Annotated in this window: 21 protein-coding genes; 5 read left to right on the forward strand and 16 right to left on the reverse strand. The window is 72.7% G+C overall.

Going from position 1 to position 23,815, the window contains the following annotated elements:
- Positions 1 to 53: 53 nt before the first annotated feature.
- Entirely contained in the window at positions 54 to 542 is a 489-nt protein-coding gene (locus tag IE265_RS08530; protein WP_190034765.1) for a hypothetical protein, read from the forward strand.
- Positions 543 to 691: 149 nt separating this feature from the next.
- Here the strand turns inward: IE265_RS08530 and der are convergent, their stop codons facing one another.
- The 5 genes from der to aroH all read right to left on the reverse strand — a co-directional run bounded on the left by der (position 692) and on the right by aroH (position 5,407).
- Positions 692 to 2,161 (reverse strand): ribosome biogenesis GTPase Der, encoded by a 1,470-nt coding sequence (gene der / locus IE265_RS08535; RefSeq protein ID WP_190034766.1) that lies wholly within the window; start codon positions 2,159 to 2,161, stop codon positions 692 to 694.
- A 73-nt stretch (positions 2,162 to 2,234) separates the two neighbouring features.
- A complete protein-coding gene (locus IE265_RS08540; protein WP_229916089.1) occupies positions 2,235 to 2,921 on the reverse strand; it encodes a lysophospholipid acyltransferase family protein in 687 nt (228 codons plus the stop codon).
- Positions 2,879 to 3,574 (reverse strand): (d)CMP kinase, encoded by a 696-nt coding sequence (gene cmk / locus IE265_RS08545; RefSeq protein WP_190034768.1) that lies wholly within the window; start codon positions 3,572 to 3,574, stop codon positions 2,879 to 2,881. The genes IE265_RS08540 and cmk overlap by 43 nt, the downstream gene beginning before the upstream one ends.
- 388 nt (positions 3,575 to 3,962) lie before the next feature.
- Entirely contained in the window at positions 3,963 to 5,048 is a 1,086-nt protein-coding gene (locus tag IE265_RS08550) for a prephenate dehydrogenase (protein WP_190034769.1), read from the reverse strand.
- Positions 5,045 to 5,407: a chorismate mutase gene (aroH, locus tag IE265_RS08555; protein WP_190034770.1), complete on the reverse strand. Its 363-nt coding sequence runs from the start codon at positions 5,405 to 5,407 to the stop codon at positions 5,045 to 5,047. Before aroH ends, IE265_RS08550 begins: the two co-directional genes overlap by 4 nt.
- 584 nt (positions 5,408 to 5,991) lie before the next feature.
- On the opposite strand from aroH, the gene IE265_RS08560 reads away from it, so the two are divergent.
- The 3 genes from IE265_RS08560 to IE265_RS08570 all read left to right on the forward strand — a co-directional run bounded on the left by IE265_RS08560 (position 5,992) and on the right by IE265_RS08570 (position 7,848).
- Entirely contained in the window at positions 5,992 to 6,687 is a 696-nt protein-coding gene (locus tag IE265_RS08560) for a hypothetical protein (RefSeq protein ID WP_190034771.1), read from the forward strand.
- Between the two features lie 136 nt (positions 6,688 to 6,823).
- Complete coding sequence (locus IE265_RS08565) at positions 6,824 to 7,405, forward strand: DUF6529 family protein (RefSeq protein ID WP_190034772.1); 582 nt, start codon at positions 6,824 to 6,826, stop codon at positions 7,403 to 7,405.
- On the forward strand, positions 7,402 to 7,848 hold the full coding sequence (locus IE265_RS08570) for a Rieske (2Fe-2S) protein (RefSeq protein ID WP_190034773.1): 447 nt from the start codon (positions 7,402 to 7,404) through the stop codon (positions 7,846 to 7,848). Before IE265_RS08565 ends, IE265_RS08570 begins: the two co-directional genes overlap by 4 nt.
- Positions 7,849 to 7,987: 139 nt before the next feature.
- Here IE265_RS08570 and IE265_RS08575 read toward each other — a convergent pair whose 3' ends face one another.
- The 11 genes from IE265_RS08575 to pyrG form a co-directional block, all read right to left on the reverse strand.
- Positions 7,988 to 9,007, reverse strand: a complete 1,020-nt coding sequence (locus tag IE265_RS08575; protein WP_190034774.1) for an ADP-ribosylglycohydrolase family protein — start codon at positions 9,005 to 9,007, stop codon at positions 7,988 to 7,990.
- A complete protein-coding gene (locus IE265_RS08580) occupies positions 9,004 to 9,837 on the reverse strand; it encodes an NUDIX hydrolase (RefSeq protein WP_190034775.1) in 834 nt (277 codons plus the stop codon). The genes IE265_RS08575 and IE265_RS08580 overlap by 4 nt, the downstream gene beginning before the upstream one ends.
- A 287-nt stretch (positions 9,838 to 10,124) precedes the next feature.
- A complete protein-coding gene (locus tag IE265_RS08585; RefSeq protein WP_190034776.1) occupies positions 10,125 to 11,366 on the reverse strand; it encodes a pseudouridine synthase in 1,242 nt (413 codons plus the stop codon).
- On the reverse strand, positions 11,366 to 12,022 hold the full coding sequence (gene scpB, locus IE265_RS08590; protein WP_190034777.1) for an SMC-Scp complex subunit ScpB: 657 nt from the start codon (positions 12,020 to 12,022) through the stop codon (positions 11,366 to 11,368). Before scpB ends, IE265_RS08585 begins: the two co-directional genes overlap by 1 nt.
- The gene (locus IE265_RS08595) at positions 12,019 to 13,248 is read right to left on the reverse strand and encodes a segregation and condensation protein A (RefSeq protein ID WP_190034778.1); all 1,230 of its coding nucleotides are present in this window, start codon (positions 13,246 to 13,248) and stop codon (positions 12,019 to 12,021) included. The genes scpB and IE265_RS08595 overlap by 4 nt, the downstream gene beginning before the upstream one ends.
- An 18-nt stretch (positions 13,249 to 13,266) precedes the next feature.
- Positions 13,267 to 13,836, reverse strand: coding sequence for a hypothetical protein (locus tag IE265_RS08600; RefSeq protein ID WP_190034779.1), 570 nt, complete (start codon positions 13,834 to 13,836; stop codon positions 13,267 to 13,269).
- Complete coding sequence (locus IE265_RS08605; protein WP_190034780.1) at positions 13,821 to 14,957, reverse strand: ParA family protein; 1,137 nt, start codon at positions 14,955 to 14,957, stop codon at positions 13,821 to 13,823. Before IE265_RS08605 ends, IE265_RS08600 begins: the two co-directional genes overlap by 16 nt.
- Positions 14,958 to 15,380: 423 nt before the next feature.
- The gene (gene ald, locus IE265_RS08610; RefSeq protein WP_190034781.1) at positions 15,381 to 16,505 is read right to left on the reverse strand and encodes an alanine dehydrogenase; all 1,125 of its coding nucleotides are present in this window, start codon (positions 16,503 to 16,505) and stop codon (positions 15,381 to 15,383) included.
- A gap of 150 nt (positions 16,506 to 16,655) precedes the next feature.
- Complete coding sequence (locus IE265_RS08615) at positions 16,656 to 18,737, reverse strand: tetratricopeptide repeat protein (protein ID WP_190034782.1); 2,082 nt, start codon at positions 18,735 to 18,737, stop codon at positions 16,656 to 16,658.
- 182 nt (positions 18,738 to 18,919) lie between these two features.
- Positions 18,920 to 19,546: an NUDIX domain-containing protein gene (locus IE265_RS08620; protein WP_190034783.1), complete on the reverse strand. Its 627-nt coding sequence runs from the start codon at positions 19,544 to 19,546 to the stop codon at positions 18,920 to 18,922.
- Between the two features lie 108 nt (positions 19,547 to 19,654).
- Positions 19,655 to 21,322 (reverse strand): CTP synthase, encoded by a 1,668-nt coding sequence (gene pyrG, locus IE265_RS08625; RefSeq protein ID WP_190034784.1) that lies wholly within the window; start codon positions 21,320 to 21,322, stop codon positions 19,655 to 19,657.
- Positions 21,323 to 21,798: 476 nt separating this feature from the next.
- Between pyrG and IE265_RS08630 the strand changes: the two genes are divergently transcribed.
- On the forward strand, positions 21,799 to 23,607 hold the full coding sequence (locus tag IE265_RS08630; RefSeq protein ID WP_190034826.1) for a glycoside hydrolase family 15 protein: 1,809 nt from the start codon (positions 21,799 to 21,801) through the stop codon (positions 23,605 to 23,607).
- Positions 23,608 to 23,815 lie beyond the last annotated feature (208 nt).

The following is a 23,815-nucleotide window of genomic DNA, read 5'->3' on the forward strand; positions in this document are numbered from 1 at the left end:
CGAAAGCGGGCGGTCGGCCGCATCCCAAGGGCGGCGGGTTCGTTGGCACGTACGTGCACACCTACGACTCCCCCCGCCGCCTGCCGTACACGTCCCCCGTCCCGGCCAGGCTCCCCCAGGCTCTCCAGTCCGGCCGGACAGGGAGGGCCTCCGAGCCGCAGGACACCGCCTGCGGCCCCTCGGCCACGCCGATCTACGACGCGCTCTACGCGGAGTACCGCAGGTCCTTCCGGACCCTGCCGGGCGACCGCAGCGGCGAGGAGGGGGCCGGTTTCACGGCCTTCGGGTCCGGTCCGCACGGTTCGGGGGCGCACGGCACGGGTCTGCACGGCACTGGGCTGCTCAGCACGAGCACGTACAACCCGGGTGCCTACACGCCGGGTTCGTACGGGGCGCGGCACGGCGGCGGACAGCACCAGACCGGACACGTCGCCCCGCACCAGAGCCCGACGATCACGGCGGTCTGGCAGCCGTCGGCGCGTCAGCACTCCACGGTGCCGGCCCCGCCGGCCCTGCCGCCCGGCCCCCGCCGGGAACACTGACAGGAGCCCCGCCAGTAGCACCGACGGGAGCACTGGCAGGCAACAAGGCGCAAGGAGAAGGGCCCCCGCGAGGNGCGGGGGCCCTTCTCCTTGCGCCGGACACGGCCTGTACCGCCGCCGTGCTGCCGCGGACCGTGTCCGCGGCCGCCCTACTTCTTCTTGCCGCGCTTCTCGCGGACCCGCACCGAGATGTGGATCGGGGTCCCCTCGAAGCCGAACTCCTCGCGCAGCCTGCGCTCCACGAACCGGCGGTAGCCGTGCTCGATGAAGCCGGAGGAGAAGAGCACGAACCGCGGCGGCTTGGTGCCCGCCTGGGTGCCGAAGAGGATGCGCGGCTGCTTGCCGCCCCGGATCGGGTGCGGGTGGGCGGCGACCAGCTCGCCGAGGAAGGCGTTCAGACGGCCCGTCGGGACCCGCTGCTCCCAGCCCGCCAGCGCGGCCTCGATCGCCGGCACCAGCTTCTCCATGTGGCGGCCCGTACGCGCCGAGACGTTGACCCGGGGCGCCCACGCGACCTGGAGCAGCTCGGTCTCGATCTCGCGCTCCAGGTAGTAGCGGCGCTCCTCGTCGAGGTTGTCCCACTTGTTGAAGGCGAGGACGATGGCGCGGCCCGCGTCCACGGCCATCGTCACGATGCGCTGGTCCTGCACGCTGATGCTCTCGCTGGCGTCCAGCAGGATGACCGCGACCTCCGCCTTCTCCACCGCGGCGGCGGTACGCAGGGAGGCGTAGTAGTCGGCGCCCTGCTGGAGGTGGACACGCTTGCGGATGCCCGCCGTGTCGACGAACTTCCAGGTGATGCCGCCGAGCTCGATCAGCTCGTCGACCGGGTCGCGGGTGGTGCCCGCCACCTCGTTGACGACCACGCGCTCCTCGCCCGCCACCTTGTTCAGCAGGGAAGACTTGCCGACGTTCGGGCGGCCGATGAGGGCGATGCGGCGGGGGCCGCCGATCGCGGTGCCGAACGTCTGCTCCGGGGCCTCGGGCAGCGCCTCCAGGACGGCGTCCAGCATGTCGCCGGTGCCGCGGCCGTGCAGCGCCGAGACGGGGTGCGGCTCACCGAGGCCGAGAGCCCAGAGGTACGAGGCGTCCGCCTCGCCGCTCTGGCCGTCGACCTTGTTGGCGCACAGCACGACGGGCTTGCCGGCCTTGCGGAGCAGCCGGACGACCGCCTCGTCGGTGTCGGTGGCGCCGACCTTGGCGTCGACGACGAAGACGACCGCGTCGGCCGCCTCGATCGCGTACTCGGCCTGCGCGGCGACGGAGGCGTCGATGCCGAGGACGTCCTGCTCCCAGCCGCCGGTGTCGACGACCTTGAAGCGGCGGCCCGCCCACTCGGCCTCGTAGGTGACACGGTCGCGGGTGACGCCCGGCTTGTCCTCGACGACCGCCTCGCGGCGGCCGATGATCCGGTTCACCAGGGTCGACTTGCCGACGTTCGGCCGGCCGACGACGGCGAGGACGGGGAGCGGGCCGTGGCCCGCCGCCTCGATCGCGCCCTCGACGTCCTCGGCGTCGAAGCCCTCTTCCGCGGCGAGCTCCATGAACTCCGCGTACTCGGCATCGCCAAGTGCCCCGTGCTCGTGCTCCGAGCCGTCGGGCTGGATCTGGTCGTTCATGAAGTCCGTACCTCGTTCATCGTGGTGATCGGTGGAACCCCCCGTTTCGGGTGATCCACTACTCAAGTGTCGCTCAGCGTCCCGTGAGGCGCCTGGCGTTTTCCAGGTGCGCGGTGAGCTGCTTCTGGATGCGCACCGTCGCCTCGTCGAGCGCCGTACGCGTACGCCGTCCGCTGCCGTCGCCCGCCTCGAAGGGGTCGCCGAAGACGACGTCGACCCGGCTGCGCAGCGGGGGCAGCCCCTTTATCAACCGTCCGCGCCGCTCCGTGCTTCCCAGCACGGCGACGGGCACGATCGGGGCGCCGCTGCGGACGGCGAAGTAGGAGAGGCCCGCGCGCAGCGACGCGAAGTCCCCGTCGCCGCGGGTGCCCTCGGGGAAGATCCCGAGGACGCCGCCGTTCTCCAGGACGCCCAGGGCCTGGGTGATCGCGGTGCGGTCGGCGGTCGTCCGGTCCACCTTCAGCTGGCCGATGCCGAGCAGGAAGGGGTCGAGCGGGCCGACGAAGGCCTCTTTCTTGATCAGGAAGTGCGTGGGCCGGGGCGCCACGCCCATGACCATCGGGCCGTCGATGTTGTGGGAGTGGTTGACGGCGAGGATCGCCGGTCCTGCCGCGGGGACCTTCCAGGCGCCGAGCACCCGCGGCTTCCACAGCCCGTACATCAGGCCCACGCCGATGCGGCGCCCGATGTCGGCGCGCCCCGCGGACGGTGCTTCGGTCACTTCGCTGCCCGCTTCTCCTCGACGAGGGTGACGACGCACTCGATGACCTGCTGGAGCGTGAGTTCGGAGGTGTCCACCTCGACCGCGTCGTCCGCCTTCGCGAGCGGGGAGGTCTTGCGGCTGGAGTCGGCCGCGTCCCGCTTGATCAGCGCCTCACGGGTGGCCTGCACGTCCGCGCCCTTGAGCTCGCCGCTGCGGCGGGCGGCACGCGCCTCGGGCGACGCGGTCAGGAAGATCTTCAGGTCCGCGTCCGGCAGGACGGTCGTACCGATGTCCCGGCCCTCGACGACGATGCCCGTCCCGGCCGCCGAGGCGATCGAGCGCTGGAGCTCGGTGATCCGGGCGCGCACCTCGGGGACGGCGCTGACCGCGCTCACCTTGGAGGTGACCTCCTGGGTGCGGATCGGGCCCGCGACGTCCGTGCCGTCCACGGTGATGGTCGGCGCCGAGGGGTCCGTACCGGACACGATGTCGGGCTTTCCGGCCGCGTCCGCGATGGCGGAGGGGTCGGTGACGTCTATGCCGTTGGTCACCATCCACCAGGTGATCGCCCGGTACTGGGCGCCCGTGTCCAGGTAGCTCAGGCCGAGCTGGGCGGCGACGGCCTTCGAGGTGCTCGACTTGCCCGTGCCGGAGGGACCGTCGATGGCGACGATCACGGCCGGGGCGGTCCGGGCGGCAGTGGTTTCCACGGGTGCGGACACCTTCCTGGTACGGGGTGGCGGGCTGGTTCGGGCGCGAACGCGCCCCGAACAAGGTTACTGGCTCCCCGGCCCCCGATTTACGGGTCCCCACGGGCACCCCCGGCACCACCTCCGCGCGACGCCCGCGGGGACGCGCCGGGCGCCGATGCGGCCCGTCGGCAGCACCGGACCGGGCGGCCCCGCCGGACCGTGGAGGCGGCGCGGGCCACGGCCTGCGCCACGCGCGGGGCGGCGGGGGCCCGGCCGGGCGGGACGCGCCCTGCACCGAGCCGACGGCCGGATCAGGAGACGGCACCGGTTCCGGAGACCGGGCGGCGAACCGTGTCGAGATGGCCGTCGTACGTCGGTCTCCGCCGCCGGGGGCTCCCGGCGGGGGCTACTGCCGGATGGCCCAGCCCCGCTCCCGCAGGGCCGCCGTGAGGACCGGGGCCGCCGAGGGCTTGACCATCAGCTCCACGAGACCCGCCTGCTGCCCGGTCGCGTGCTCGATGCGGACGTCCTCGACGTTGACCCCGGCCCGGCCGGCGTCGGCGAAGATGCGGGCCAGCTGGCCCGGCTGGTCGTCGATGAGCACGACGACGCTCTCGTACACCGTGGGCGCCGTGCCGTGCTTGCCCGGGACGCGGACCTGGCCCGCGTTGCCGCGGCGCAGCACGTCCTCGATGCCGTCGGCGCCCTCGCGGCGCTTGGCGTCGTCGGAGGACTGGAGGGACCGCAGGGCGCGCACGGTCTCGTCCAGATCGGCGGAGACGTCCGCGAGCAGGTCGGCGACCGGGCCCGGGTTCGCGGAGAGGATGTCGATCCACATCCGCGGGTCCGAGGCGGCGATCCGGGTCACGTCGCGGATGCCCTGGCCGCACAGCCGTACGGCCGTCTCCTCGGCGTGCTGCAGACGCGCGGCGACCATGCTGGACACCAGGTGCGGCATGTGCGACACGAGCGCGACGGCCCTGTCGTGCGCGTCCGCGTCCATCACGACGGGCACGGCACGGCAGTGCGACACCAGTTCCAGTGCGAGGTTGAGCACCTCGGTGTCGGTGTCCCGGGTCGGCGTCAGCACCCAGGGGCGGCCCTCGAAGAGGTCTCCGGTCGCGGCCAGCGGACCCGACTTCTCGCGGCCCGACATGGGATGCGTGCCGATGTACGCGGACAGGTCGAGGCCCAGCGACTCCAGCTCCCGGCGCGGACCGCCCTTGACGCTGGCCACGTCGAGGTAGCCGCGCGCCGCCCCCCGCCGCATCGCGTCGGCGAGGGTGGCCGCGACATGGGCGGGCGGTGCCGCGACGATCGCGAGGTCGACGGGACCCGCCGGCGCCTCGTCCGTGCCGGCGCCCAGCGCGGCAGCCGTACGGGCCTGCTCGGGGTCGTGGTCGGCCAGGTGCACGGCGACGCCGCGGGAGGACAGGGCGAGTGCCGCCGAGGTGCCGATGAGGCCGGTGCCGATGACGAGCGCGGTCCTCACTGGGCGATGTCCTTGCGCAGCGCGCCCGCGGCGCCCAGGTAGACGTGCGCGATGTCGGAGCGCGGCACGTCCGACTCGATGTGCGCGAGGACCCGTACGACCCGCGGCATCGCGCCCTCGATGTCGAGTTCCTGGGCGCAGATCAGGGGCACGTCCACGATGCCGAGCTTGCGCGCGGCGGCCGCCGGGAAGTCGCTGTGCAGGTCGGGGGTCGCCGTGAACCAGATGCTGATCAGGTCGTCGGTGGTGAGCCCGTTCCGTTCGAGGACGGCGGTGAGCAGCTCGCTGACCCGCTCGTCCATGTGCCCGGCCTCGTCCCGGTCCAGTTGGACGGCGCCCCGCACCGCTCGTACCGCCACGGTGATGCTCCTTGCTGGTGTGCGTATCGGTTCCTGGTGCATCCAGCCTAGTCAGCCCCCGGTGACCCGGTGCGCGGCGCCCGCCTGCCGAGACGGCCGCCGGGGTGCGGAGCGGGCCCGCGGACGGGCCCTCGACGCAGGGAGCACCCGGTGTGCCCCGGGTGCGCGCGGCCCCGGGGACAGCAGCCCCCGCGCGGGCCGGCAAGGAGCGAATCCGTCCCTGCGCGGCCCCGCCCCGCGGGCGCCGCCCCCGCGCCCGCAAGGAGCCCGGCGTCGTGCGGCCCGTCATCTTCCTCAGCTACAGGCGCCGCCCCCGCCCGCAAGGAGCCCGGCGGCCCGGAACGCCCCCGGGCCCCGGCACCGGCCGCGCCGGGTGCGGTACCGGCCACCGGGTCCGGCATCCGCCGCCGACCCGGAATCCGCCCCTCGGACCCGAATCTCCGCTTCCGGCCGCTTCGGGTGACGCCGTCCCCTAGGGGCGTGATCGACCGCAAATCTCCGCGAAGTCGCTCCTGTACGCCTCTGGACGCCGGGGCGCGGGTCCGCTTGCATGGTGAGGCTGTCCACGCCTCGGGGGAGGCACGATGAAGCGCTCCGGACCACTGTTCACGCTCCTCGCGGGACTGCTGTTCGCCCTGGTCATGCTGTCGCTCAACGCGACGACCGGGACGCGCGGCACGTCGGCCGGGAACGACACCTCGTCCGACGCCGTGTCGGCAGGACCCGCCACCGCGTCGCCGACGGACCCGGCCGCCGGGCCGTCCGGGTCGCCGAAGGGCAAGCCTTCCGCGTCGCCCGGCCCGTCGAGAACCGCCGTGCCGAACGGCGACTACGCGGGCCGCACGGACGACGACTCGTCCGCGATCGCCATCACGCTGCGCGACGGGAAGGCGGTCGCCTACTTCTGCGACGGCCGCGACCAGGAGTCGTGGCTCAAGGGCGACGTCGAGGCCGACGGCGGCATGCGGCTCACCGGCGAGAAGGGCGAGGTGCTGACGGGCGACCTGGCGGGCCGGCGCATCACCGGCAGCGTCGACATGGGCGAGCGGGACTACGGCTTCACGGCCGACCGGGCGGTCAAGCCCTCCGGGCTGTACCGCGCCACCGCGAACGTGCGGGGCGCCAAGCTGGACGGCGGCTGGATCGTGCTGCAGGACGGCCGCCAGGTCGGCATCCTCAGGCGCGACGGCAAGCCTTCCGAAGCACCCCGCATCGACCCCGCGACCGGCGCCGTGACCGTCGACGGGAAGCGGCTCACCGCCCGGCCCGTGACTCCTTGACCGTCGCGCTCCACCCGCAGCCCCACCCCCGGCCCAGCCGCGCTCCCGCCCCAGCCCCGTCCCCACGCGCACCCGGGCCCTGCCCTTCGCCCCGCCCCAGCCCCGCCCCGTCCCCGTGACCGCAGGGAGCCGACCAATGACCGTGGACCCGAACGCAGCAACCCAGGGCTTCCGCCCACCGGACCCCGCCTCGGGGCCCGGGGCCGCGCGCTACCTCGTGCCCGCCCTGGTCGCGGGCGCGGTCGCCGTGGGCCTCGGCGTGTACGGCAACACGCACGACCCGCAGGGCACGGCGTTCAACCTGGCGGGCTTCTCCAGTACGAGCGCCGTCAAGTCCTGGCTCGCCACGGCCGCCATCGGCTTCGCGGTGGTCCAGGTGGTGTCGGCGCTGATGCTCTACGGCCGGCTGCCGGGCCCCGGCTGGTCCGGGACGCTGCACCGCTGGTCGGGCCGGATCGCCTTCCTCCTCGCGGTGCCCGTCGCCGTGCACTGCCTGTACGCGTTGGGCTATCAGACGTACGAACCGCGCGTCCTTTGGCACTCGCTCCTGGGTTGCTTCTTCTTCGGGGCCTTCAGTGCCAAGATGCTGCTGCTCCGTTCGGAGCGGCTGCCCGGCTGGTTGCTGCCCGTCGTCGGCGGCCTCGTCCTCTCTGTCCTGACGGTGGTCTGGCTGACCTCCGCCCTCTGGTTCTTCCGTACCTTCGGAGTGACGACATGACCAACCGTTCGACGCGGCGCACGGTCCTCGCGACGGGTGCGGCCGCGCTGCTCACGGGCTGCACCACGTACGGGGACGAGAACGACGGGGGCGATGCCGAGGAGGCCTCCTCCGCGCCCCCGTCCGGCGGCGGGGACCGGAGCGGGTCCCCGGCCGGCGGGCAACTCACCACGACCGCTGAGATCCCCGTCGGGGGCGGCAAGATCTTCAAGGACGAGAAGGTCGTCGTCACCCAGCCCGAGAAGGGCGAGTTCAAGGCCTTCTCCGCGATCTGCACGCACCAGAACTGCATCGTCGCCAATGTCTCGGACGGCACGATCAACTGCACCTGCCACGGCAGCAAGTTCCGTGTCGCCGACGCCTCGGTGGCCGACGGCCCGGCCCCCCGGCCGCTGCCCGCCAAGCAGATCACCGTCTCCGGGGACTCGATCAGCCTCGCGTGACCACCGCGCCGCGCGGGCCGGTCCGACCAGGGCCGGCCCCTACCGGTCCGACGGGCCCGATCCGCCCGTCGGCTCCTCCCCGGTCCCCGCCTGCCCCGCCCACCGGGGCACGCCCCCGCCCGCTCGCCGGCCCGGACCGTCAGGCGTCCCAGAGCGCACCCAGGGCCATCAGCTCCCCCTGGTACTCGATCCGGTCCGCCCACGCGGTGGGCCAGGCGTCCGCGCCGAGGTGGGCGCCCGCGAACGCCCCGGCGAGGGACGCCACGGAGTCCGAGTCGCCCGACGTGCACGCGGCGCGGCGGAGCGCCGTCACGGGCTCGTCGACGAAGAGCAGGAAGCACAGCAGCCCCGTCGCGAGCGCCTCCTCGGCGATCCACCCGGCGCCCGTGGCCAGGCACGGGTCCGTCTCGGGCGACGGCGACCGCAGTGCCTCCCGTACGCGCTCCAGCACCTCGAGGCAGTCGTCCCAGCCGCGCGCGATGAAGTGCGTGGGCGTCGGATCCTGGGCCCGGGTCCACAGGTCGCCGAGCCAGCGCTCGTGGTAGCGGGTGCGGTTCTCGTAGGCGTACGAGCGCAGCAGCCCGACCAGGCCGGTGGGTTCGGCGCCCTGGGCGAGCAGGTGCACCGCGTACGCCGTGAGGTCGGAGGCGGCGAGTGCCGTCGGGTGGCCGTGGGTGAGCGCGGCCTGCAACTGGGCCGCGCCCGCGCGCTGTTCGTCGCCGAGCCCCGCGACGAGCCCGAGGGGCGCGACCCGCATGTTGGCGCCGCAGCCCTTCGAGTCCACCTGGCTGGCGTCCTGCCAGGGCAGCTCAGCGCGCTTCAGCCGGTCGCAGGCCGTCAGACAGGTCCGACCGGGCGCGCGGTTGTTCTCCGGCGACCGGTACCAGTCGACGAACTCCTCGCGTACGGGCCGCTCCAGCCGCTTCGGGCCCAGCAGCCCCCGGTCCATCGCCGTCCGCAGCCCGCGCCCCAGCGCGAGCGTCATCTGCGTGTCGTCCGTGACGAGGGCGGGGTCCGGCAGCTCCAGCTCCCGCCAGGGCCCGTACGCGGCGAGGATCGCCGGCACGTCCTTGAACTCGGTCGGGGCCCCGAGCGCGTCCCCGAGGGCGAGCCCGACCAGCGCGCCGGTGGCGGCCTGCTTCCTGACGGTCGTGGTCATGCGGATCGTCCTTCCCGAGACGGGTCTGCGGCGGTCGGGGACCCCGAACCGGGGCGTGCCGAGGAGCCGGTGGCGGTGCCGGCTGCGGGGGCCGGGGGGTCGGGCGCGCGGCCCGCTCCCCCGGCGGGCGCCGCCGGGCGCAGCAGCGGAGGGTGCGCGGTGGTCGCGCCCCCCGCCCGGTACAGCGCGGCGGGCTTGCCCCGGCCCCCGGTCAACCGGGCGCCCCCCGGGACCTGTTCGACGAACCCCGGTGTCGTGAGGACCTTGCGCCGGAAGTTCGGGCGGTCGAGAACGGTGCCCCAGACGGTCTCGTAGACCTGCTGGAGCTCGCCGAGGGTGAACTCCGGCGGGCAGAACGCGGTGGCGAGGCAGGTGTACTCCAGCTTGGCGCCGATCCGTTCATGGGCGTCGGCGACGATCCGGTCGTGGTCGAAGGCGAGCGGCCCGAGCCCTTCGCAGGGCAGCCAGCGCGCGCTCGCCGCGTCCCCGCCGCCGGTCGGCTCGGGCGCGTCGGGCAGCAGCGCGGCGAACGCCACGGAGACGACCCGCATCCGCGGGTCGCGGTCGGGTTCGCTGTAGGTGCGCAACTGCTCCAGGTGCAGCCCGGAGACGTCCGACAGGCCGGTCTCCTCCGCGAGTTCGCGCCGCGCGGCCGTCTCCGCGGACTCCCGGGGCAGCACGAAGCCGCCGGGCAGCGCCCACTGCCCCGCGTACGGCTCCTGCCCCCGCTCGACCAGCAGGACCTGGAGCACGCCCGCCCTGACCGTGAACACCGCGAGGTCGACGGTGACGGCGAAGGGCTCGAAGGCGTGCATGTCGTAGCCGTCCATACCTCCTCCTCACCCCCTCCTCGCGGCCTGCGCGGCCGTCCCGCGCCCCGCCGGGCGACGGCCGGGGACCGGGACCACCCCCGTGGGCCCTGCTCCGTCGGCCGCGCCCGGCACGGGCACTCTTTAATGGTCAGTGCGACTATAAAGAGTGGGCGCGACGGCCACAAGCCCCCGGCGCGAACCCAGTACGGCGAACACCCCGGGAACGCACGTCGGCCGGCCCCGGGACGTCCCGGGACCGGCCGATGCCGTGAAGTGCCGTGCGCTGCCGTGCGCGGGCGCCGTGCCTAGAGGCCGACCTCCGCCATCAGCATGCCGACCTCCGTGTTGGACAGCCGCCGCAGCCAGCCCGACTTCTGGTCGCCGAGCGTGATCGGTCCGAAGGCGACCCGCACCAGCTTGTCGACCGGGAACCCGGCCTCCGCGAGCATGCGCCGCACGATGTGCTTGCGGCCCTCGTGCAGGGTCACCTCGACGAGGTAGTTCTTGCCGGTCTGCTCGACGACGCGGAAGTGGTCCGCCTTGGCGTACCCGTCCTCCAGCTGGATGCCGTCCTTGAGCTGCTTGCCCAGGTCACGCGGGATCGGGCCCACGATGTGCGCGAGGTAGACCTTCTTCACCCCGTACTTGGGGTGGGTCAGCCGGTGCGCCAGCTCGCCGTGGTTGGTGAGCAGGATGACACCCTCGGTCTCGGTGTCGAGCCGGCCGACGTGGAAGAGCCGCGTCTCGCGGTTCGTCACGTAGTCGCCGAGGCACTGCCGCCCCTCGTTGTCCTCCATGGTGGAGACGACACCGGCGGGCTTGTTCAGCGAGAAGAACTGGTACGACTGCGTGGCGACGGTCAGCCCGTCGACCTTGATCTCGTCCTTCTCCGGGTCCACGCGCAGACCCTGCTCCAGCACGATCTCGCCGTTGACCTCGACCCTGGCCTGCTCGACCAGTTCCTCGCAGGCGCGCCGGGAACCGTAGCCCGCACGCGCGAGGATCTTCTGGAGTCGCTCGCCCTCCTGCTCGGCACCGGGGAAGGTCTTGGGGAGCTTCACGTCCGGCTTGCCGGCGTACCGGTCCCGGTTGCGCTCCTCGGTCCGCGTCTCGTACTCGCGGGAGCGCGCGGGCTCGGTCCGTCCGCCGCGCTGCTGGCCCTGCCTGGGGCCGCCCTTGGCGCCACCGCGCGCCGACGCGCCGCGCCCCGACTTGGGGCCGTCGTGCGAGCCCCCGGGGCCCACGTCGTAGCGGCGCTCCTCGGGACGCGGCTTGCTGGGACGCTTCGGCTGGTCGTCACGCCCGGCCGCGCTCCTCGGCTGGGAGCCGCCGCCACCGGTGCCGCGCGAGCCGCCGGCCCCACGCGGACCGCCGCCACCGCCGCCACCGCCGCGCGGACCGCCGCCGCCCGCACCGCGCGGACCGCCGCCGCCGGTTCCGCGCGAGCCGGCGCTGCCGCCGCCACCGCGCGAACCGCCGCTCCCGCCGGATCCCCGCGGGTTGCCGCGCCCGCTGTTCCTGCCACTGCCACTGCCACTGCTTCGCATCAAAGTTCCGTCGTCGTCGTGTCGTCTGCGTCTGCATCCGGTGCGTCCGGATCGAACGACGGGACCCCTTCCAGCGTCTCTGCTTCGATCGCGTCCGCCTCTGGGAGGAAGGGCGCGAGCTCCGGGAGCTCGTCCAGACCGCGCAGGCCCATTCGCTCCAGGAAGTAGTTCGTCGTCCTGTACAGGATCGCACCTGTTTCGGGTTCCGCGCCCGCCTCCTCGACCAGACCCCGCTGCAGGAGGGTGCGCATCACGCCGTCGCAGTTCACTCCGCGGACCGCGGAGACCCGGGAACGGCTGACGGGCTGCCGGTACGCGACCACCGCCAGCGTCTCCAGCGCGGCCTGGGTCAGACGGGCCTGCTGGCCGTCCAGGACGAAGCGCTCCACGGCCGGCGCGTACTCGGGCCGGGTGTAGAAGCGCCAGCCGCCGGCGATCAGCCGCAGCTCGAATCCGCGGCCCTGCACGGTGTACTCGTCGGCCAGCGCCCGCAGCGCGTCCGCGATCTGCCGTCTCGGCCGCTCCAGGATCTTCGCGAGGTGCTCCTCGGTGGCCGGCTCGTCCACCACCATCAGGACGGCCTCGAGGGCGGGTCCGAGGTCGAGGTCCGCGACGGTGCGCGGCCCCGCCGGGTCGCCGGTGGTGTCCTCGCTCACGCCTTCTCCTCCTTGGCCGAATCGGCCGGCTCACTCGACCTGGCCGAATCGGCCGGCTCACTCGACCTGGCCGACCTGGCCGACTCGGCGGGCTCGGGCGGTCTGTCGAACTCGTCGGTCACCTTCGGGCGGACATCCCCTTCTCCGCCCGTCCAGCGCACCACCAGGTCCCCCAGAGCCTCCTCCTGGTCCAGGGACACCGCCTTCTCGCGATAGAGCTCCAGAAGGGCGAGGAAGCGCGCCACGACGGTGAGGGTGTCGCCGGCGTCCTCGACGAGCGCGGCGAACCGGGCCTCCCCGAGTTCGCGCAGCCGCGCCACCACGACGGCGGCCTGCTCCTGCACGCTGACGAGCGGCGCGTGGATGTGGTCGACGTACACCTGGGGCTTGGGCCGGGGCTGCATCGCCTTCACGGCGAGCCGGGCGAACCCCTCGGCCCCGATGCTGATGACGACCTCGGGCAGCAGCGCGGCGTGGTGCGGCTCCAGCCCGACGGTACGGGGGTAGCGCCGCGCCTCCTCCTGGAGCCGCAGGTTGAGGATGTCGGCGACCTGCTTGTAGGCGCGGTACTGGAGCAGTCGCGCGAAGAGCAGGTCCCGGGCTTCGAGGAGGGCGAGGTCCGCCTCGTCCTCCACCTCGGCGGTGGGCAGCAGCCGGGCGGCCTTGAGGTCGAGCAGGGTGGCCGCGACGACCAGGAACTCCGTCGTCCGGTCGAGGTCCCAGTCCGGGCCCAGCGCGCGGATGTACGCCATGAACTCGTCGGTGACCCGCGAGAGCGCCACCTCCGTGACGTCCAGCTTGTGCTTGGAGATCAACTGGAGGAGCAGGTCGAAGGGGCCCTCGAAGTTCACGAGCCGCACGGTGAAGACGCCGTCGGCGGGTTCCGCACGGGGTTCCGCGTCCGGGGCGCCCTCGGGAGCGGCCCGGCCCCTGACGTCTTCTTCGGCGGGATCGGGCCGTGGCGGTCCGTCGGGAGCGGTGCCGGGGTCCGCGGAACGCTCCCCCGACGGGTCTTCCTGGTCCGGCTCCGGTGCCGCGCCCGGCCCGTCGGCGGGGCCGTCCGGTGCTCCGGTGCCACCGGGCCCGCTCGCGGGCGCCCCGGGCTCCGTGTCCGCCGGTGCGGACTCCGCCCCGGGCGGCGCCTCGGCCCCGGGACCCCGTCCCAGCGCACGCCGACGGCCGGCAGCACCGCCGGACGCCGGGACAGAGGGGTCGTTCGAGGTCATAGCCGTCGCAGGCTACCGCTACCGCCCGCGCAACCGTCGTACGAGGATGCTCGCGTCCCCACGCGATTCGAGATCCGCGAGGACCACGGCGACCGCCTCGCGCACGATCCGCCCGCGGTCCACGGCGAGCCCGTGCTCCCCGCGCAGCACCAGCCGGGCGTGCTCCAGGTCCATGAGCTCCTCGGCGGACACGTACACCGTGATCTTCTCGTCGTGCCGCTCCCGCCCGCTGGGGCGCCGGCCGGAGCCGCGCCCGCGCTGCTTGCGCGACGACGATCCGCCAGAACCTTCCTGCGCGCCCTGGCGCCGGCCCGACCGCTCCGCCGCGGCGGCCCGGCTGCGGGCCTCCCCCGCGTCGGAGGGGTCGGCGTCGGCGGCCACATGCTCGTCGCCCTCGCCGTCGCCGCCCTGGACGGGCACCGCGTGCGGCGCGTCCTCGGCGGCGGCAGCGGCGTCGCCCTCGCCCGCCGGAGCGGGCACCCGGGCCTCGCCGTTGGCCTGCCGCCTGGGGGTGGACGCCTGGAGCGCCATACCCCCGGTCGTACGGAACAGTTCGTCGGCCCCCGGCAGACTCACTCGGCGTGACACCGGGCGAGCACCTCCCTGGCGAGCTGACGGTAGGCGGCGGCGCCCACGGAGTTGGAGGCGTACGTCGTGATCGGCTCACCGGCGACCGTGGTCTCCGGGAAGCGGACCGTCCGGCCGATCACCGTGTGGTAGACGTGGTCGTCGAACGCCTCGACCACCCGCGCGAGCACCTCACGGCTGTGCACCGTGCGCGAGTCGTACATGGTGGCGAGGATGCCGTCGAGCTCCAGCTCGGGGTTGAGCCGCTCCTGGACCTTCTCGATGGTCTCGGTGAGCAGCGCGACTCCGCGCAGCGCGAAGAACTCGCACTCCAGCGGCACGATCACCTTGTGCGCCGCCGTCAGGGCGTTGACGGTGAGCAGGCCGAGCGAGGGCTGGCAGTCGATCACGATGTAGTCGTAGTCGGCCATCAGCGGCTTCAGGGCCCGCTGCAGGGTGGACTCGCGCGCGACCTCGGAGACGAGCTGGACCTCGGCGGCCGACAGGTCGATGTTGCTGGGCAGCAGGTCCATGTTCGGGACCGCCGTCTTCAGGAGCACCTCGTCCGCCGCCATGCCCCGCTCCATGAGCAGGTTGTAGACGGTGAGGTCGAGCTCCATCGGGTTGACGCCGAGGCCCACGGACAGCGCGCCCTGCGGGTCGAAGTCGACGAGCAGGACCCTGCGTCCGTACTCGGCGAGCGCGGCACCCAGGTTGATGGTCGACGTCGTCTTGCCCACGCCGCCCTTCTGGTTGCACATCGCGATGATCTTCGCGGGGCCGTGGTCGGTCAGCGGGCCCGGGATCGGGAAGTAGGGCAGCGGACGACCCGTGGGACCGATGCGCTCGCGGCGCTGACGGGCCGCGTCGGGCGCGAGCGTGGCCGCGTACTCCGGATCGGGCTCGTACTCGGCGTCGGGGTCGTAGAAGTGCCCCTCGGGCAGTTCGTCGTAGTCGGCGAAGTGGGTGCGGTTGTCGCCACTTCCGTTGCCGGCCATGGCGTTCACGTGATGGCCATCCATGCTCTGGTGTGCGGGCTGGGTCATCCCCGAGGGGTGGAGACCCTGGTGGGCTGCGAAGGTGCGCACAGCGACGGAGCCGACAGCCTCGAGCCCCGTGGGCCTTGAGCCCTGCGCAGGCATTCCTGGTTGACCACCCCCGGGAGTAAATGTCGACTCATTCACAAGTCGTCTTACCTCCTTGGTGACCAGGAAACTTCTAGATAGGTCAGCGTGGCACCATGCCGACGGTTGGCGACTCTATGGCGTGTCACCGGTCCGCAGCAACACAATCCGCCGGACCCGGCCCGATGTGTCGGCAACCGAACACCCCTCTGTCAAGGGCGTAAGGGCGTCGCACGGCAGGTTTCACGGGTGTGCGAATCGGTTGAAGGGTTACCTTCGCGGCGAGTTGAACGAGTGTCGCAAAGTGACCCGACACACACCCGGCCGGACCTTGCGGGGCAAGGTCCGGCCGGGTGCGCGGGGTTGACGACCTGTGTTGACGTATCGCCTTTTGCCGAGGGGGAGATCGCCCGGCGTACCGGGACGGAACGGGCGGTGACGTCAGCCGATCAGGGTCACCAGGTCGACGTGCTCCATGCCGTGCGCCTCCGCGACCTCACGGTAAACCACCTTGCCGTCGTGGGTGTTGAGACCCCTGGCGAGCGCCGGGTCGCGGCGCACGGCCTCGACCCAGCCGCGGTTCGCCAGCTCCACGATGTACGGCAGCGTGGCGTTCGTCAGCGCGTAGGTCGACGTGTTGGGCACGGCGCCGGGCATGTTCGCGACGCAGTAGAAGACCGAACCGTGGACCGGGAAGGTCGGCTCGGCGTGCGTCGTGGGACGCGAGTCCTCGAAGCAGCCGCCCTGGTCGATCGCGATGTCGACAAGAACACTTCCGGGCTTCATCCGCGACACGAGCTCGTTGGTGACCAGCTTCGGGGCCTTGGCGCCGGGGATCAGCACGGCACCGATCACGAGGTCGGCCTCCAGGCAGGCCTTCTCCAGCTCGAAGGCGTTGGAGACGACGGTCTGGATCTTCGTGCCGAAGATCTTGTCGGCTTCCTTGAGCTTGTTGATGTCACGGTCGAGCAGGGTCACGTGGAAGCCCATGCCGATGGCGATCTGCGCGGCGTTCCAGCCGGAGACGCCGCCACCGATGACGACGGCCTTGCCGGCCGCCACGCCCGGGACGCCGCCGGGCAGCACACCGCGGCCGCCGTTGGCGCGCATCAGGTGGTAGGCGCCGACCTGCGGGGCGAGGCGGCCCGCGACCTCGGACATCGGGGCGAGCAGCGGCAGCGCGCGGGAGGGCAGCTCGACCGTCTCGTACGCGATCGCGGTGGTGCCGGACTCCAGGAGCGCGTCCGTGCACTCCTTGGACGCCGCCAGGTGCAGGTACGTGAAGAGCGTCTGGTCCTTGCGGAGGCGGTGGTACTCCTCGGCGATGGGCTCCTTGACCTTGAGCAGCAGGTCGGCGGCGGCCCAGACCTCGTCCGCCGTGCCCAGGATCCGCGCCCCGGCGGCGACGAACTCGTCGTCCGTGATCGAGGAGCCGACGCCGGCGTTCTGCTCGATGAGGACCTGGTGGCCGTGGCGCACCAGCTCGTGCACGCCGGCGGGGGTGATGGCCACCCGGAACTCGTTGTTCTTGACCTCGCGGGGGATGCCGACCTTCACGTCGATCACGGTCCTTGGCTCAGAAGGGGTCTGGGGGTACGCATGTCGGGACGATGCCCGACATACCCGGATGCACAGGTGCACACCGGGAGACACCACGAAAGAACGCGGCGGAGCCAGTCTAATGAAGGGATTATTTCTGTCTAGCCTTTCAATGCATCAATCTTCCGTGGATGCACTGCGGATTTCGCAGGCGTTAGCGTCGTGTTCCCTGGCTGAGTCGTCCTCCGGGGCCTCTTCACCCAGCATGCGCTCGGCCGCGCCTCGGTGCAGCCGGGCCGCCGCGGGGTCCCCGAGCCGGTCCAGCGTGTCCGCGAGCCTGAGCTGCAGCGCGGCCTGGAGGCGGACGTCGTCCGCGCGGCGCGCCCACTCGACCGCCTCCTGGCAGGTGGCCAGCGATTCCTCGGGCCGTCCCGCGTACTCCTGGACGCGTGCCATCTCGCTCAACGCCCTTGCCTGGCCCGGCACATCACCGGTCCTGCGGTAGCCCGTGACCGCCGAGCGCCAGTTGCGCAGCGCCTCGCCGTAGCGCCCCGCGTAGGTGTGCGCGGTGGCGATGCGGCCGTGCAGCCTGGCCGCGTCCTCGCGCTCGTCACGGGCGAGCCGCTGGGCGAGCGCGCGCCCGTACCAGTCGGCGGCCCGGTCGTAGTCCCCGAGCTCCTGGTGGGCACCGCCCACGGATTCCATCGCGCGGCCGGTCGCATACGGGTCGTTCGCCTCGCGTCCCGCGTCGAGGGCGGCCCGGTAGCGGGCGAGCGCCTCGGTGGTCCGCCCGGTCCTGGCGTCCAGGTCGGCGAGGTTCAGCAGCGCGGCGGCCCTCTCCCGGGGCAGGTTCCGGCGCTCGGCGACATCGAGGACGAGCCGGTGGATTCCGTACAGGTCGGCCGCCGCCGCCTGCGTGCCCACGTGCGCGACCATCGCCCTGACCAGCGCGGCCATGAGGCGGCGGGCCAGGGTGTCCAGCTCCCCGTCGGCCACCGCGAGCCGGGCCGCGGCCAGCAGGGCGGGCTGCCGGATGGTGAGCCAGTCGGCGGCGGCGCGCGGGTTGGGGAAGCGCAGGGTGCGCGGCATCCCGGCGAGCTTCTCGCGGGCGGGCGAGCTGTCGGTCTCCGTGATGGCGCGGCAGGACACCAGCAGCCGCACGGTCCGCTCCAGCATGCGGGCCCTGGCCAGCTGGAGCTCGGCCGGACGGTCGTCGGTCTCGGTGAGCGCCCGCAGCAGCGGCAGCAGGCAGCCGGGGACCTCGTACTGCGGCAGCGGGGACTCGACGGGCCGCAGGAAGCCGAGCCGCGCGAAGTCGTCCAGGCTGGTGCGGGCGGCGCCGACCGAGCAGCCGGCGAGCGCGGACGCGGTGTGCGGGTCGACCAGGCCCGCGGGGGCGAGCGACAGGAGCCGCAGGGTCCGCGCTGCGGTCGAGGACAGGGCCGTGTAGGCGAAGCGGAAGACCCGTTCGAGGACGGGACCGTCGTCACCGTCGGTGTGCAGCTGCTTGGCCAGGTCGGCGACCGCGCTCTTGGGCCGGTGTGCCAGCCAGGCGCCCGCGAGGACGAGCGCGGCGGGCTGGGCCGCGCAGATCTCCACCAGCCCCTCGGCGGCGCGCGGGTCGACGGTGATGCGCACCGAGCCCGCGTACCGGCCCAGGAGTTCGAGGGCCGACTTGGTGTCCAGCCCGCCGAGCGTGCAGGGGCGGACGTCGGAGATCCCGGTCAGGGGGCCGCGGGAGACGGCGACAACAAGACAGTCCGGGGTTTCCGGCAGCAGCGCGTCCACCTGCTCGGCGTCCGCCGCGTCGTCCAGCAGGAGGAGCATCCGGCGGGTGGCGAGCGCCTCGCGGAGCGCCTCCGAGAGCTCGTCCTCGTCGGCTCCCGCCGGTGCGGTCAGTTCGAGTGCGCCGAGCAGGTCGCGGGCGGTGCGTTCGGTCGGCACGGGCGTGCCGTCGGGTTCGGTCAGCCGGGCCCGCAGGACGCCGTCCGGGTAACTGTCCGCGACCTGCCGCACGAGTTCCGCGGCGAGCGCCGTGCGGCCGGATCCGGGCTTTCCCGCGATGAGCAGCACCCGCGCCCTGGGCGCTTTCCGGCCTGCGAGCGTATCGAGCCCGGTCCGCTCGATGTCGACCCGGAGGCCTTTCAACTCTCTTGTACGGCCGAGGAACTGACTCTCCGTGGGAGCGGACCCGGCAGCCGGGCGCCGCCCTTTTTTCGACACCTTGGTGCCGCCGGCGTCCACCGCCTGATCCGTCACGGGCCACACTCCCGTCCCACTGCGCGCGCCATCCCGCCGGGACTCCGGACGGGGCGTTTTCAGAGCCTAGTTCACGCTCTGCGACGATCCGTGCGGAGCACGGCGGGCACGTCCCCCGATCGGATCAGGCGATCGTCACACCGGGAGGCTTCGCGCGTGCGCCCGAGTGAATCGGGAAGGGCTCAGGCCTCGAAGGGCCGGGCCGGCCACGGCGCCTCGGCGGGGCGCAGGGCGTCCAGCCCGTCGCCCTCACGGGCCGCGATCAGCGAGAGGACCCCCACGACGAGGCAGTTGTTGTGCAGTTCGCCGGCGAGAACGCCGCGTACGAGTTCGTCGACCGGGACCCGGGAGAGTTCCATGTCGGCCTCCTCGTCCTCGACCTCGAAGCGCTGCCCCTCCGCCTCGGCCAGGTCGCGGGCGAGGAAGATCCGGACGGCCTCGTCGCACCCGCCGGGCGTGGTGAACACGTCGGCGAGCACCCGCCAGTCCTCGGCCTTGACGTGGGCCTCCTCGTACAGCTCGCGCTGCGCGGCGTGCAGGGGGTTCTCGCCGGGGACGTCGAGCAGGCCCGCGGGGATCTCCCAGAGCTTGTGGCGCACGGGGTGCCGGTACTGGCGGATGACCAGCACACGCCCCAGGTCGTCGAGGGCGAGGACGGCCACCGAACCGGGGTGGACCTGGTAGTCGCGGCGGACGACGGACCCGCCGGGCATGACCACGTCGTCGGTGCGCACGGAGGTCTTGTTGCCCACGAAGGGGGTCGCGGTCGCCCTGACCTCCCACTCCTCGGCGGTGTCCTTGATGGTCATGTCGACTCGTCCTCCACGCGTGCGGGGCCGACCGCCGCGGGCCGGCACAGAGAAAACCGGGGTGCGCGTCCCTGCGGACACGCACCCCGGCAACCGTACAACCCTGTGCTACTTGGCCGTCTTGCGCTCCACCGCGGCCTTGACCAGGCCCGCGAAGAGCGGGTGCGGCCGGGTCGGGCGGGAGCGCAGCTCGGGGTGCGCCTGGGTCGCCACCAGGTAGGGGTGGACGTCGCGCGGGTACTCGACGTACTCGACGAGCTTGCCGTCCGGGGAGGTGCCCGAGAACTGCAGACCGGCCTTCTTCTCCAGCTCGGCGCGGTAGGAGTTGTTCACCTCGTAGCGGTGGCGGTGGCGCTCCTCGACGTACTCCTTGCCGTCGTACACCTCGCGCACGATCGAGCCCTCGGCGAGCTTGGCGGGGTACATGCCCAGGCGCATGGTGCCGCCCATGTCGCCCTCGCCCGCGACGATGTCGAGCTGCTCGGCCATGGTGGAGATGACCGGGTGGCCGGTGGCCGAGTCGAACTCGGTGGAGTTGGCGTCCGGGATGTCGGCGAGGTTGCGGGCCGCCTCGATGACGATGCACTGCAGGCCCAGGCAGAGCCCGAGCAGCGGGATCCGGTTCTCCCTCGCGAACCGGATGGCGCCGACCTTGCCGGACACACCGCGGTCGCCGAAGCCGCCGGGGATGCAGATCGCGTCCACGTCGCCGAGCTGGCCGGCGGCGCCCGCCGGGGTCTTGCAGTCGTCCGAGGTGACCCACTTGATCTTCACGCGGGCCTTGTTGGCGAAGCCGCCGGCCCGCAGGGCCTCGGTGACCGAGAGGTAGGCGTCGGGCAGGTCGATGTACTTGCCGACCAGCGCCATGGTGATCTCGTGCTCGGGGTTGTGCACCCGGTCGAGCAGGTCGTCCCAGGTCCTCCAGTCCACGTCGCGGAACGGCAGGTCCAGCTTGCGGACGACGTACGCGTCCAGCCCCTCGGCGTGCAGGACCCGCGGGATGTCGTAGATGGACTTGGCGTCCATCGCCGCGACCACGGCCGCCTCGTCGACGTCGCACATCAGCGAGATCTTGCGCTTGATCGCGGTGGGCACCTCGCGGTCCGCGCGCAGCACGATCGCGTCCGGCTGGATACCGATGTTGCGCAGCGCGGCGACGGAGTGCTGCGTCGGCTTGGTCTTCAGCTCCCCGGCGGGGCCGATGTACGGCAGGAGCGAGATGTGGACCACGAACACGTTGTCGCGGCCGACCTCGTGCCGGACCTGGCGGACGGTCTCCAGGAACGGCAGGGACTCGATGTCGCCGACCGTGCCGCCGACCTCGGTGATGACCACGTCGACGTCGTCGGTGGCCATGCGCCGGATGCGGTGCTTGATCTCATTGGTGATGTGCGGGATGACCTGGACGGTGTCGCCGAGGTACTCGCCGCGCCGCTCCTTGGCGATGACGGTCGAGTAGACCTGCCCGGTGGTGACGTTGGCGGACCCGTCGAGGTCGACGTCGAGGAACCGCTCGTAGTGGCCGATGTCGAGATCGGTCTCGGCCCCGTCGTTGGTGACGAAGACCTCACCGTGCTGGAACGGGTTCATCGTGCCGGGGTCGACGTTCAGGTACGGGTCGAGCTTCTGCATGGTGACCCGCAGACCCCGTGCCTTGAGCAGCGCGCCCAGGCTGGAGGCCGTCAGGCCCTTGCCGAGGGAGGAGGCGACACCCCCGGTGACGAAGATGTGCTTGGTCGTCGTGGCTGTGCTGTTTCGGAAAGCAGCGGGCGGCATGGCCAAGAGGGGGCTCCCGTGGTCGCGGTCTGGGGTGCGGTCCGGCTGTCCGTCCGGGGTTTCCCGGAGGGGCCGTCGCTGCGGTTCGGGGGTCCCTTCTACTGCTGGGGCGCCCACCGGCTCACGGGCTACCAGGGTATCAGCGACAGGACGAGGCCGCTTCCGGCCACGCTCCGCGCACGGGGCGACACGGACCACACCGTGCTCACTCGATGCTCACTCGATCGGCTCAGACGGGTTGTACGGAGCGGCGCGCGGATCATCAGAGTGCGTCGTATCCTGCTCGGACACTCGCTGCCGAGCCAGGCCCGCGTACGGCACCACCCCCGCCCGTCTCCCGGAACTTCTCGAGCTCGTCAGTTCGTTTCGCAACGACATCCCTACGACAATTGACGTCGCGCGACGACGATCACCAACGTTCCCTTGACCGCAAGAGCGACCGCCCCTCGGGGGGCGACGTGGCCGTTCGACTGGAGATGCACGTGGCCGGGCGCATCGAAGACTACGCACTCATCGGAGACATGCAGACAGCAGCGCTGGTCTGCCGGGACGGCACGGTGGACTGGCTGTGCCTGCCCCGCTTCGACTCCCACGCCGTCTTCGCGGGACTGCTCGGCACGGAGGAGCACGGGTTCTGGCGGCTCGGACCGGCGCACGCGTCCGACTCCCCGCCGCCGGCCGCGGCCCGCCGCCACTACCGCGGCGACTCGCTCGTCCTGGAATCGGAGTGGGACACCCCGCGCGGCACGGTCCGGGTGACGGATTTCATGCCCCCGCGCGACGGCGCGCCGCAGCTGATCCGGATCGTCGAGGGCGTCACGGGCAGGGTCCCGATGCGCTCCGCGCTGCGGATGCGGTTCTCCTACGGCCGTGTCGTGCCGTGGGTGCACAAGCACGAGGGACGCACGGTGGCCGTCGCGGGCCCCGACTCGGTGTGGTTCGACACCGAGTGCGAGACGTACGGCAAGGCGCTCACCACGTACTCGGACTTCACGGTCGCGCCGGGCGACCGGATCGCCTTCACGATCTCCTGGGAGCCCTCGCACAAGCAGCCGCCCGCGCTGCCCGAGCCGGAGCAGGCCCTGGAGGCCACCGAGGACTTCTGGCGCGAGTGGGTGGAGCAGTGTACGTACCACGGGCCCTACCGCGAGGCCGTCGTCCGTTCGCTGATCACGCTGAAGGCCCTGACGTACGCGCCGACGGGCGGCATCGTCGCCGCCCCGACGACCTCCCTGCCGGAGGAGATCGGCGGCGTCCGCAACTGGGACTACCGGTACACCTGGCTGCGTGACGCGGCGATCACCCTGTCGTCACTGCTGCGCACGGGCTACCGCGAGGAGGCGCGCGCCTGGCGCGAGTGGCTGCTGCGGGCCGTCGCGGGCGACCCGGAGAACCTCCAGATCATGTACGGCATCGCGGGCGAGCGGGAACTCGGCGAGGCCGAGCTCGACTGGCTGCCGGGCTACGAGAACTCGGGGCCCGTCCGGGTCGGCAACGGCGCGGCCCACCAGCTCCAGCTCGACGTGTACGGCGAGGTCACCGAGGCGCTGCACCTGGCCCACATGACGGGCCTGGCCCGCAACGACTACGCCTCCCTCCTCCAGCTCAAGCTGATCCGCTACCTGGAGGACCACTGGGACGAGCCGGACGAGGGCATCTGGGAGGTGCGCGGTCCGCGCCGCCACTTCGTGCACTCGAAGGTGATGGCCTGGGTCGCGGTGGACCGCACGATCAAGCTGATCGAGTCCGGCGACGCGGACGGCCCGCTGGAGAAGTGGCGCGAGCTGCGCGACGACATCCACCGGGACGTCTGCGAGAAGGGCTACGACCCGGAGCGCAACACCTTCACGCAGTCGTACGGCTCGAAGGAGCTGGACGCCTCGCTGCTGCTGATTCCGCAGATGGGCTTCCTGCCGCCGGACGACAAGCGGGTGATCGGCACCATCGAGGCCATCCAGCGGGAGCTGTCCACGCCGGACGGCTTCATCCTGCGCTACCCCACCGCCGGTGAGAACGCGGGCGTGGACGGCCTGGAGGGCGACGAGGGCGCGTTCCTCGCCTGCTCCTTCTGGATGGCGGACGACCTCGCGATGATCGGCCGCGTGGACGAGGCCCGCAAGCTCTTCGAACGGCTGCTGGCCCTGCGCAACGACCTCGGACTGCTCGCGGAGGAGTGGGACCCGCGTCTGCAGCGCCAGGTCGGCAACTTCCCGCAGGCGTTCAGCCACGTGCCGCTCATCGACACGGCCCTGCGCCTGACCGCGTCCGGGGCGTACGGGGGCTGACGGCCCCTCGCCCGCCACGCCCGGTGCCCGGGTCCGGAACCACCGGGCCCGGTTCCGCACGCCCGCGACGGCGACCGATCCGGCGCGACCTCGTCCGCGGCGACCTCGTCCAACGTGACCTCGTCCAACGTGGCCTCGTCCAACGTGGCCTCGCCCGGCGCGACCGACGCGCCGGGCCCGCCTAGGCTGGAAGGGTCCACCTGCCCCC

This window comes from Streptomyces fructofermentans (assembly GCF_014651055.1).
Classification (GTDB): domain Bacteria; phylum Actinomycetota; class Actinomycetes; order Streptomycetales; family Streptomycetaceae; genus Streptomyces; species Streptomyces fructofermentans.